Origin of the sequence: Martelella sp. UBA3392 (genome assembly GCF_002358775.1) — a bacterium.
GTDB classification, from domain to species: domain Bacteria; phylum Pseudomonadota; class Alphaproteobacteria; order Rhizobiales; family Rhizobiaceae; genus Martelella; species Martelella mediterranea.
On the sequence record NZ_DEPM01000244.1, the window covers coordinates 1 to 11,212 of the forward strand.

Below are 11,212 nucleotides of genomic sequence, written 5' to 3' on the forward strand. Positions count from 1 at the left end.
CTCGACAAGCCCACCTCCGGCGAGATCATCATCGACGGGAAGGACGTTACAAAGGCATCGGCCGCCGATCGCGGGCTTGCCATGGTGTTCCAGTCCTATGCGCTTTATCCGCATATGACGGTGCGCCAGAACCTCGCCTTCGGGCTGGAAAACATCCATATGCCGAAGCCGGAAATCGAGAGCCGCATCCAGGAGGCCGCGCGCATGCTGGAAATCGGGCCCTATCTGGACCGCCGTCCGGGCCAGCTATCGGGCGGGCAGAAACAGCGCGTGGCGATCGGCCGGGCGGTGGTGCGCAATCCGACGGCCTTCCTGCTGGACGAACCGCTCTCCAATCTCGATGCCGAATTGCGCATCACCATGCGCGCCGAGCTTTCGGGCCTGCACGAGCGGCTGACGACCACCATGGTCTACGTCACCCACGATCAGGTCGAGGCGATGACGCTTGCCGACCGGATCGTCGTGATGCGTGCCGGCAGGATCGAGCAGATCGGCAAGCCGCTGGACCTGTTCCACCGGCCGGCGAACCTGTTCGTGGCCGGCTTCATCGGCGCGCCGCGCATGAACCTCGTGCCGGTCACCGTCACGTCGGTCGATGGTGACGCGGTCAACGTCCAAGGCCCCGGCGGGCTGGAGGCGCGGATTGCCTGCAAGGATAGCGGGCTTGCGCCCGGCGATGCAGCGACGCTCGGCATCCGCCCGCATGATTTTTCCGAGGGCGGAGAAGACGCGATCGAGGCGGAGGTCACGTTGATCGAGGCGCTCGGCCCGGAAACGGTCGTTCACGCAAACACGGATGGCGGGCAGAAGCTGGTCGCCGTTTTCGGCGGCGGCGCGGTCGATCCCGATGCGACGCATGTTTTGCTGCGCTTCGACCCCGAACGGGTACATTTGTTCAACAGCGATGAGCAGCGGGTGAACTAGAGCAATTCCAGGAAAAGTGGATACCGGTTTTCCATCCGGACGCGCGCAAAAACAAACAGATAGAGCATTTCGCAGTCAGGCGAGGCCGATATGACGGTCGAAAAAGGCAAACACCGCCGCGCGCATGGCCGGCGTTTCCACATGGCCGGCCTCTGGCTCGCGCACGAGAACAAGCCGGTCAGTGGCCCCCGCCTCTTCATACGCGCCGCGCGTCTGCGCGATGGCCGTCTCGAAGGCTGCCAGCGGCGTCAGCGGATCGAGATCGCCGATGCCGATGAGTTGCGGTCGGGGCGCGATCAGTCCGGCGATCTCGCCATTGCCGGCAAGAGGGAGAAGACCCGGTACGGTGAGATAGATGCCGTGGAGATCGATATTGCCGGCGGCGATCAGGCCAGCGTAATCGGCATAGGCGCACAGATGCGCGCTGCCGGCGATGCGCGGCTCGGCGGCTGCCAGCCAGTAGCTAAACGTCGCGCCCATGGAGATGCCGAAAACGGCGATCCGGTCGGCGATGATATCGGGGCGGGATGCCAACCAGTCGAAGGCGGCGGCCTGCTCGCCGAGCATCTGGCCGGCAAGGCTTTTGCCGTGCCACAGCGCCGCCTTGGCGCGGGCGCTTTCGCCCGGCTGCGAGCGGGCGCCAAAGGCCGGCAGTTCGACCATCAGCACCGCATAGCCCCGGCGCGTGAATTCAGGCCCGAGCGGCGACAGCAGCGCCTTGCGCCCGGAGAGAAGTTCGTCCGCGCCGATATCATAGGCATTGCCATGGGCGTGGATGTAGAGAATGGCGGGAACCGGCGTCTCGCCGGGCGGGCGCAGAAGAAAACCGCGCACGCTCTCGCCGTCCCTGGTGGCGAAGGTCAGCCGTTCCAGCACCAATCCCTCATGCTGGATGCCGATGCATTCGCTGAGCGTCAGCGGATGCGCGCCGATCTCGAACTTTTCACGCAAATCCTGTCGTAATGTCATCAATCACCCGGAGAGCCGACCATGAGCATCGAAGCCTATTTTAAACACCAGTTCAGTCTTGAAGGCCAGCGCGCGCTGGTCACCGGCGGGGCGAGCGGAATCGGCCAGGCGATCGCCGTGGCGTTGGCCGAAGCCGGTGCGGATGTGGCGATCACCGTGCATTCGAACCCGGGCGATGAAACCGCCCGGCTTGTGGGCGAGACCGGCCGCGCCTTTGCCAAGGTGCCGGCCGATCTCGGCGCGATCGATGCCGCCGGCGCGGAAAAGCTGCTCGCGGCCGCTTCGGATGGCCTCGGCGGCGATATCTCGATCCTGGTCAACAATGCCGGCACGATCCGGCGCGGCGATGCAGTCGAGCATCCCGAAAGCGACTGGCGGGCCGTGCTTTCGGCCAATCTCGATGCGGTCTGGTTTCTCTCCCAGGCTGCCGCAAGGCGGATGCAGGCGGCCGGATCGGGACGGATCATCATGACCGCCTCGCTGCTGTCGTTTCAGGGCGGCATCCGCGTGCCGGGCTACACGGCTTCGAAGCACGGCGTCGCCGGCCTGACCAAGGCGCTCGCCAACGAACTCGCGCCCCACGGGGTCACGGTCAACGCGATCGCGCCGGGCTATATCGCCACGGCCAACACCAAGGCGTTGCGCGAGGATCAGGACCGTTCGCGCCAAATCCTCGAGCGCATTCCCGCCGGGCGCTGGGGAAAGCCGGAGGATATCGCCGGCGCGGCGCTGTTCCTCGCCTCCCCCGCCGCTGCCTATGTCAACGGCCACATTCTTGCGGTCGATGGCGGCTGGCTGGCGCGCTGAGCCCGCGCCGTCAGCCGCTTTCGCCTTCCACCAGCGTCATCGGCCAGATCCGGCGGCTGACGATGTCGGGGTAGAACTCGCGATAGGCGGGCATCGAGCCGAGCAGCGTTTCCGCAAGGGCGATGCCAAGATCGCGCAGCGACAGGTCGAATGAGGTGAGGCTTGGCGACAGAAACTTCGCCTGAGGGCTGTGCCGGCCGATGATGGCGAGATCCTTGCCAGGCGTCAGGCCGACTTCCGACAGCCCCCGATAAAGCCCCATGACGGTTGCCTCGTTGACGAGCACGATCGCCGTCGGCGGTTCCGCGCATGCCTTGATGTCCCTGGCGATCCGGTAGCCGCCGTCTTCATTGGGCGGCCCCTTGAAAATATAGGCGTCGGGCAGAGAGAGGCTGTGACTAGCCAGCGTCTCGCGGATCCGGTCGATGAAGATATAGGCGAGGTTGTAATCGCCATGCGGCCAGATGATGCCGATGCGGCGATGCCCGCTTGCGACGAGGCGGTTGACCGCCGTTTCGGCCATGCCTTCGAAATCGAGGTCGATCCAGGGCTGGCCGACGTCTGTCAGGCTGCGGCCGAGCGGGATGAAGGGTATCTTGCGCCGCGCCAGAAGCTCGAAGCGCGGATCGTGCCGCCGCGTGCCGGACAGGATGATGGCGTCGGCGAAGCCGCGCGCGACGATACGGTCGAGATAGGCGTCCGGTTCCTCGCTGGAGGAGCAAAGCAGGGTCACGAGATCGAGCTGGTGACGCGACAACACGCTTTGCACGCCATCGAACACGCTGGTGAAGAACAGATCGCCGTAGCGGGTGGATTCGGTATCGGTTTCCATCATGAAGCCGACAATGCCGGTCTTGCCCTGACGCAAGGCGCGTCCCGCCTGATTGGCGACATAGCCCAGCTTTTCGGCCGCTTCGAGGACGCGGCGACGGGTGTCCGGATTGACGTCGGGCTTGCCGTTCAGGGCGCGCGACACCGTGCCGATTGAAATATTGAGATGATCGGCGAGCTGGCGAATGCCGGCCATCGGCTTTTCTCCACGATTCTTTTCGTAAACGATTACGGAAAATCTATTGACATATTCACGAAGCCGTTCATAGTTCCGTAAACGTTTACGGGTGGCTTGGAGAAGGAATTTGCCGCCCGAAGGGAGGAAATACGTGAAAATGAAAGCCGTCCTGTGCGGATGCGGAGCTATGGCCAAGGGCTGGCTTCGCGCGCTGCAGGCAAATGAAGAGCTTCGTAACGCGATCGACCTGGTCGGTCTCGTCGATCTGGACTGTGCCACCGCCGAAGCGCTGGCCGCCGAGTTCGATCTCGGCGACATCCTCATCGGTACGGATTTGCCTGATACGTTGCAGCGTTGCGATGCCGACCTCCTGTTCGACGTGGTTGTTCCCGCCGCGCGCCATTCGGTTGCCGCGACCGGCCTCAGCCATGGCTGCCATGTGCTGAGCGAGAAGCCGCTTGCGGCCTCGCTGGAAGAAGCGCGCGATCTGGTGCAGCTTGCGGCGGAAACCGGGAAAGTTCACGCCATCGTCCAGAACCGGCGCTTTATACCGGGCATCCGCCGCTTGCGCCGCGCGGTTGCGGATGGCCTGATCGGCGATCTCACCGGCGTTCACTGCGACTTCTTTCTCGGGCCTCATTTCGGCGGTTTCCGGGAGGCTATGGACAATGTTCTGCTGCTCGACATGGCCGTACACACGCTGGATGCGGCGCGGTTCGTGTCCGGCGCGACGCCTCTTTCGGTCTATTGCGTCGAGACCAATCCGGCCGGCTCCTGGTATGCCCATGGCGCGGCGGCGAACGCCATCTACCGTCTCTCCGGCGATGCGGTTCTGACCTATCGCGGCTCATGGTGCGCGGAAGGCCGCCCGACGAGCTGGGAAGGGCGCTGGCGGCTAGTCGGTTCGCGCGGGATGATTACCTGGGATGGCGATAGCGATTTCGAAGTCACGATTGCCGGTCAGGAGCCGGGCCTTCTGCACGGGTTCACGACGCTCGACATGCCGCCGGTTCCCGATGAGAGAGAGATTCACGGCCACGCAAGCGTGATGATCGATTTTGTCCGGGCGGTGCTGAACGGGACCCGCCCGGAAACCTCAAGCGATGACAACATCAAGAGCCTCGCAATGGTCATGGGTGCGATCGAAAGCGCGCGCACCGGCCTTCCCGTCGATTTGCAAATAAAGGAATGAATTCGTGACCAATCCCGCAAAAGCGATCCGCATCGGCACCATGATTAAGGCAACGGAAGGCGGCGCGGCCGAACGCATCGCCAAGATTGCCGACATGGGTTTCGAAAGCTTCGAGCCCTTCTTCTGGCAGTCCACCCGCGGCCAGGACCTCGCCGAACTCGGCAAAAGCTGCCGCGAGGCCATCGGCGACCGCGACATCACGATCTCGACGCTCGGCATGTTCGGCAATCCGCTCGAGACCACCGATATCGATCGCGAGACGCTGCAGGGCTGGAAGGATTGCATCGACAACGCCCACCATTTCGGCGCGACCTGCGTTGCCGGCTTTACCGGCCGCATCCGCAACAAGCCGCTGACGGACAGCCTGCCGCGCTATCGCGAGATCTGGAGCGAGCTTGCCAAGCGCGCGGCCGACAAGGGTGTGAAGATCGCCTTCGAGAACTGCGCCATGGACGGCAACTGGCAGACCGGCGACTGGAACATCGCCCATAATCCCGACGCCTGGGAGCTGATGTTCAACGAGACGCCGGACGACAATATCGGGCTCGAATGGGAGCCCTGCCACCAGATGGTCTACCTCATCGATCCGCTGCCGCAGATCCGCAAATGGGCGCACAAATTCTTTCACGTGCATGGCAAGGACGCCACCATTCGCTGGGAGGTGATCCGCGAGCATGGCGTTTTCGGCAAGCATCCCTTCGTGCTCATGCGCTCGCCGGGCTTCGGCGATACCAACTGGACCGATGTGATCTCGGAGCTGAGGCTCGCCGGCTGGTCCGGCTCGATCGACATCGAGGGCTGGCACGACCCGGTCTATCGCGATGAGTTGGAAATGACGGGGCAGGTTCACGCGCTGAACCACCTCAAGAATTGCCGGGGCGGCGAATTCGTCGTCGATCCGCAATAGCCGCCTTCCCGGCTGTGGGAGCCGGGATGACGCGCACAATCAAAAGGAGGAGAAAATGACAATTCGCAAGACCCTTATGGCAGGCGCCGTCGCGCTTGCCGGCGTATCGGCCTTCGCCGTTGCCGCCCATGCCGAGGATACGACGATCACTGTCTGGTCGCTGGACAAGGATATCCAGCCCGCGCCCAATCTGGTGAAGGAGTTCAACGCTCTTAATAACGGCATCCATGTCGACTATCGCGAGATCCAGTTCGATGACGTCGTCAGCGAGGCCATGCGCGCCTATGCCACCGGCAACGCGCCGGACATCATCGCGATCGACAATCCGAACACGGCGATGTTCGCCTCGCGCGACGCATTTCTCGATCTCACCGACATGATCGAAAACTCGGATGTCATCAATGCCGAGAACTACTTCCCCGGCCCGCTGGCATCGGCGACCTGGGACGGCAAATACTACGCCGTGCCGAAGGCCACCAACACGATCGCGCTCTACTACAACAAGGACATGTTCCGCGCGCACGGTCTCGATCCCGACCAGCCGCCGGAGACCTGGGACGAGCTTGTCGAGACGGCCCGCACGCTGACCGATCCGGAAAACAACGTCTATGGCCTCGCGTTCTCGGCCAAGGCCAACGAGGAGGGCACCTTCCAGTTCCTGCCATGGGCGCAGATGGGCGGTGCGACCTATGACAACATCAACACCGAAGGCGCGGTCGAGGCGCTGGCGACGTGGAAGGAGATCATGGACGAGAAGCTCGCTTCTCCCGATACCCTGACCAACAGCCAGTGGAACGCGACGGCGACCTTCAATGCCGGCAATGCCGCGATGGCCATTTCCGGCCCGTGGGAAATCGACCGCATGCTTGCGGACGCCGATTTCGACTGGGGCGTGGCGCTGCTGCCCGTTCCGGAAGAGGGCGCCGAGCGGTCGTCGGCCATGGGCGACTACAACTGGGCGATCTTCTCCAGCACGAAGCATCCGGAGGAAGCCTTCGAGGTGCTGGAATATTTCGTCTCGCAGGATGACACGATGTTCGAGAACTACGGCCAGATTCCGGCCCGTTCCGACATCGCGATCCCGCCGACGGGCAACGCCTTGAAGGATGCGGCGCTGGCGACCTTCGTTGAGCAGCTGAAATACGCCAAGCCGCGCGGTCCGCATCCGCAATGGCCGAAGATCTCCAAGGCGATCCAGGATGCCATCCAGGCCACGCTGACGGGCCAGATGGACCCGCAGGCCGCCCTGGACCAGGCCGCCCAGAAGATTTCCGCCGTCCCGGACCGGTAATCTCAGCCTGACCGGCGGCCTGGTCCTTGGTACCAGCCGCCGGACCCTTTCCTCCCGGAGAGACCATCCGCGCCGCTTCGGCGGGGCGGATGGTTTTACGGGCAACGCCGGAGGAGATATGAAACGCATCCTTTCCAGCCTGACCGATGGTCGCGGCTTCGATATCACGCTGGTGGCCGTGCCGCTCGCCTTCCTGTTCCTGCTGTCCGGCCTGCCGCTGCTCTACAATGTGCTGATGAGTTTTCAGGAAGTCGATATGTTCAGCATGGGGCAGCTCGCGCGGCCGTTTGTGGGCTTTAGGAACTATGTCGATCTCTTCCGCCAGCCGGAAACCTTCGGCATTCTCCTCAACACGGCGATCTTCGTTCTTGCCTCCATCGCTGGTCAGTTCGTCCTCGGTTTCGGCCTTGCCCTGTTCTTCGGCACCCAGTTTCCCGGCGCCTCGTGGTTGCGCGGGCTGTTTCTGGTGTCCTGGGTGATGCCCGGCCTCGTCGTCGGCGCGATCTGGAACTGGATCCTGTCGGGCGATTACGGCGTTCTCAATTTCCTTCTGACGGCGTCCGGCATAACCGACGGCAATATCTACTGGCGGTCGGACCCGTCCTATTCCCTCTGGGCGGTCATTCTCGCCAATATCTGGCTTGGAACCTCGTTCAACATGATCCTGCTTTCGGTCGGCCTGTCCTCGATCCCGCGCGATCTCTACGAGGCGTCCGAGCTTGACGGCGCCAACGTGTTCCAGCGGTTCTGGACCATCACGCTCCCAATGATGCGCTCGACGATCGGCGCGGTTGTCGCGCTCGGTCTGATCTTCACCCTGCAGCAGTTCGACCTGTTTGCCGCCATCACCGACGGCGGGCCCAACAATTCGTCGAATGTCGCCCAGTACTGGGCCTGGGATCTGTCGTTCCGCCAGTATGATTTCGCCAAGGGCGCGACGGTTTCGGTCATCATGATCGTGTTCGTGATGTTCGCCTCGCTGGTCTATGTCCGTTCCACGCGCCATGAGGTGAGAGGATGAGCGATACGTCCCGCAACCGCCTGATGCTCGTCATCGCCATCCTGCTGGCGATCGTCTACCTGTTTCCGCTCTACTGGATGTATGTCACCAGCCTGAAGACCGGCTCGGCGATGTTCGCCACGCCGCCGCGTCTGCTGCCCTCCGATCCGCAGTGGGCGACCTATGGCGATGTCTGGGCGAGCCGCAACATGGCGCGCTATCTCTGGAACTCGCTCGTAATTGCCACCGGCTCCGTCGCGCTGATTGCGGCGCTCGGCGTGGGCTGCGCCTATGTGCTTGCCCGCTATCGCAGCGGCTGGGTCGATGTCGGCCTGTTCCTGATCCTGCTGTTGCAAGTCCTGCCGGCCTCGCTGATGATCACGCCGATCTTCGTCGGCTTCTCGCAGGTCGGGCTGCTCGATTTCCCGCGCTTCGCGGTGATCCTGGCGATCGCGGCCAAGAGCATGCCGTTCTTCGTCGTGCTGGTCCGCGCGACCTTCATGAGCGTGCCGATCGAGCTTGAGGAGGCGGCGATGGTCGACGGGAATTCCCGGATCGGCGCGTTCTTCAGGATCGTGCTGCCGCTGGCGCGCAACGGCATCCTCGTCAGCGCCATCCTGATCTTCATGCAGGCCTTCGGGGAGTTCGTCTATTCCAAGTCGATGATCCAGGCCGCCGAGCTGCAGCCGGCCAGCGTCGGCCTCAACAGCTTCATGGGCCCGAATACCACCGAGTGGAACAAGATCATGGCCTATGCGACGATCTATGTAACGCCGATCCTCGCCATTTTCGTTCTTCTGCAACGCCGTATTGTGTCCGGCCTCACCTCTGGAGCCCTCAAATGACGTATCACATCCAGTTCGAAGGCGTGAATAAGCATTATGGCGCCTACCACGCCCTGAAAGACATCGAGCTCGGCATTCCGAAGGGTACCTTCGTCGCCCTGGTCGGCCCCTCGGGATGCGGCAAGTCGACCTTGCTTCGCTCGCTCGCCGGCCTTGAGAAGATCTCCAGCGGCACGCTGACGATTGCCGGTGAAACGATGAACAACGTGCCCCCGCGCAAGCGCGATCTCGCCATGGTGTTCCAGTCCTATGCGCTTTATCCGCATATGACGGTCGAGGAGAACCTGACCTACAGCCTCCGCATTCGCGGCGTCGCAAAGGCCGAGGCGAAGAAGGCCGCTGAAGAGGTTGCGGCGACGACCGGGCTTTCGGAGCTTCTCGGCCGCTATCCGCGCGAATTGTCGGGCGGGCAGCGCCAGCGCGTGGCGATGAGCCGGGCGATCATCCGCCATCCCAAGGCCTTCCTGTTCGATGAGCCGCTCTCCAATCTCGATGCCGCGTTGAGGGTCCAGATGCGCAAGGAAATCCGTGCGCTGCACGACCGGCTGGGCGCAACATCGGTCTATGTGACGCACGACCAGATCGAGGCGATGACCATGGCCGATCATGTCGTGGTCATGCGCGCCGGCATCATCGAGCAGCAGGGCCCACCGCTTGAACTCTACGACCGCCCCGTCAACAGATTCGTCGCCGGCTTCATCGGCTCGCCGGCAATGAATTTCGTGTCGGCGCGCATTGGAGAGGGTGGCGGATCGCTCGTGCTCGAGCTTGGCGGGCCGCAGAGCATTGCCGTCGAAACGGGCTTGCCGGAAGGGCGCGCGGTCACCGTTGGCCTGCGGCCGGAGCATCTGCGTCTCGTTGCCGATGACGAGGCGCTGCTGAAGTTCTCTGTCGAGACCGTCGAAAGCACCGGCTCCAGCACTTATCTCGCGGCCGAGGGGGCCGAGGATTTCAATCTGGTTGTGAATGGTCGTACCGAGGTCAGGCCCGGGGATGTCGTCGGCGTTGGCTTTGATCTCGCCCAGCTTCACCTCTTCGACGCGCAAACCGGCGAAAGGTTGCCCTTCGAAAGCCGGTAGGCCGCCGGCGAAGGTTTTGGTTGGAGAGCCGCAGGTTCCGCCTCAGTGGCAGTGAACCTTGCCGACCTTTTTCTCCATGTGGCAGCACTGGCCGGGCGGCGAGCTCTTGCGGCAGCCGCCGCCATGGGCAAAGGCGGCGGTCGTGGTTGAAAGCACCAGCAAGGCCGCGAGGCAGAACCTGATCATGGCGTTTCCCCTCTCCAATTGACATTCCGCTTGTGCCGGTTCGGCGGCATCTGCGGTTCCATCAGGCGCATTGAAGCATACATCACCGGAATTCACTTCCGCCCACAAGTGAAAACTGCTTTGGTGCCGGCATGTCTTCCGAACAAACGAATGCAACCTGCCAGCTCACCGGTATTACCCTGATCACCTTTGCGGTGCTGCTGCTGTCGCTGTCGGACGCTCTGGTGAAGCTGACCGGGGCGCATTACAGCCTTGGACAGCTGATCCTCATGCGCTCGCTGGGGGCCGGTCTTCTGCTGTGCCTGTGGGCATGGGCGCGGGGCAGGCGGCTTGGTGCGGCCCGTCCGCTCTGGGTAACGCTCAGAAGCCTGTGCCTTGTGGCGATGTGGTTCTTTTACTATGCGGCGCTGCCGGAAATACCGCTGGCGCTGGCCGCCGCCTGCTTCTACACCGCTCCCCTCTGGATGGCGCTGCTCTCGCGCGTCGTGCTTGGCGAGCCGCTCGGATTGCGCAGGTCGGTGGCGGTGGTTGTTGGCGCGCTAGGCGTGTTTCTGGCGGTCAATCCGGCGGCCGCCATGCCATCGCCCTATGTCGTTCTGCCGTTGCTTGCGGCGTTCTGCTATGCGTTGAGCGGAATCATTACCTGGAGCCGTTGCCGTTCGGAGCAGCCGGTGGCGATGGCGTTCAACCTCAACGTCGCCCTGGTCGTCGCCGGCGGCGGGCTTGTTGCCGCGCTTTCAATGACGGGGGCGGGCGTCGAGGGCAGTTTCATTTTCGGCGTCTGGCCCGCGCTCGGCGTTGTCGACTGGGCGATCCTCGGCCTGCTGGCGGCATTTTTGATGATCATCACGGTTTCGGTGGCCGGGGCCTATCGCATGGCGCCCGCGCCGGTGATCGGCCTGTTCGACAATGCCTATCTGGTTTTCGCCGCCCTCTGGGGCGTCGCGTTCTTCGGGCAAATTCCGTCGCCGGTCGAAATGGCCGGAATGGCGCTGATCCTGGC

At 63.3% G+C, this 11,212-nt stretch carries 12 protein-coding genes; 9 read left to right on the forward strand and 3 right to left on the reverse strand.

The window, feature by feature from the left end; all coding sequences use genetic code 11:
• The coding region (locus B4E36_RS19375; RefSeq protein ID WP_345900712.1) for an ABC transporter ATP-binding protein at positions 1-924 on the forward strand (924 nt) is incomplete at its 5' end.
• A 75-nt stretch (positions 925-999) separates the two neighbouring features.
• Here B4E36_RS19375 and B4E36_RS19380 read toward each other — a convergent pair.
• Entirely contained in the window at positions 1,000-1,875 is an 876-nt protein-coding gene (locus B4E36_RS19380; RefSeq protein ID WP_345900713.1) for an alpha/beta hydrolase family protein, read from the reverse strand.
• A 39-nt stretch (positions 1,876-1,914) separates the two neighbouring features.
• Between B4E36_RS19380 and B4E36_RS19385 the strand changes: the two genes are divergently transcribed.
• Complete coding sequence (locus tag B4E36_RS19385) at positions 1,915-2,700, forward strand: SDR family oxidoreductase (RefSeq protein WP_292059491.1); 786 nt, start codon at positions 1,915-1,917, stop codon at positions 2,698-2,700.
• 10 nt (positions 2,701-2,710) lie between these two features.
• Here B4E36_RS19385 and B4E36_RS19390 read toward each other — a convergent pair whose 3' ends face one another.
• Positions 2,711-3,727: a LacI family DNA-binding transcriptional regulator gene (locus tag B4E36_RS19390; RefSeq protein WP_292059489.1), complete on the reverse strand. Its 1,017-nt coding sequence runs from the start codon at positions 3,725-3,727 to the stop codon at positions 2,711-2,713.
• A 133-nt stretch (positions 3,728-3,860) separates the two neighbouring features.
• Here B4E36_RS19390 and B4E36_RS19395 point away from each other — a divergent pair, with 133 nt between their 5' ends.
• The 6 genes from B4E36_RS19395 (at position 3,861) to B4E36_RS19420 (ending at position 10,023) form a co-directional block, all read left to right on the forward strand.
• Entirely contained in the window at positions 3,861-4,901 is a 1,041-nt protein-coding gene (locus B4E36_RS19395) for a Gfo/Idh/MocA family protein (protein WP_292059488.1), read from the forward strand.
• Between the two features lie 4 nt (positions 4,902-4,905).
• Positions 4,906-5,808 (forward strand): sugar phosphate isomerase/epimerase family protein, encoded by a 903-nt coding sequence (locus tag B4E36_RS19400; protein WP_018062877.1) that lies wholly within the window; start codon positions 4,906-4,908, stop codon positions 5,806-5,808.
• 55 nt (positions 5,809-5,863) lie between these two features.
• Positions 5,864-7,099 (forward strand): sugar ABC transporter substrate-binding protein, encoded by a 1,236-nt coding sequence (locus tag B4E36_RS19405; protein ID WP_345900714.1) that lies wholly within the window; start codon positions 5,864-5,866, stop codon positions 7,097-7,099.
• A gap of 118 nt (positions 7,100-7,217) precedes the next feature.
• Entirely contained in the window at positions 7,218-8,120 is a 903-nt protein-coding gene (locus B4E36_RS19410; protein ID WP_292059483.1) for a carbohydrate ABC transporter permease, read from the forward strand.
• On the forward strand, positions 8,117-8,944 hold the full coding sequence (locus tag B4E36_RS19415; protein ID WP_292059481.1) for a carbohydrate ABC transporter permease: 828 nt from the start codon (positions 8,117-8,119) through the stop codon (positions 8,942-8,944). Before B4E36_RS19410 ends, B4E36_RS19415 begins: the two co-directional genes overlap by 4 nt.
• Entirely contained in the window at positions 8,941-10,023 is a 1,083-nt protein-coding gene (locus tag B4E36_RS19420; RefSeq protein WP_292059479.1) for an ABC transporter ATP-binding protein, read from the forward strand. Before B4E36_RS19415 ends, B4E36_RS19420 begins: the two co-directional genes overlap by 4 nt.
• Positions 10,024-10,065: 42 nt before the next feature.
• Here the strand turns inward: B4E36_RS19420 and B4E36_RS19425 are convergent, their stop codons facing one another.
• Positions 10,066-10,209 (reverse strand): hypothetical protein, encoded by a 144-nt coding sequence (locus B4E36_RS19425; RefSeq protein WP_292059477.1) that lies wholly within the window; start codon positions 10,207-10,209, stop codon positions 10,066-10,068.
• A 131-nt stretch (positions 10,210-10,340) separates the two neighbouring features.
• Between B4E36_RS19425 and B4E36_RS19430 the strand changes: the two genes are divergently transcribed.
• Positions 10,341-11,212, forward strand: an 872-nt coding sequence (locus tag B4E36_RS19430) for a DMT family transporter (protein WP_345900715.1), incomplete at its 3' end; no start/stop codon positions are given.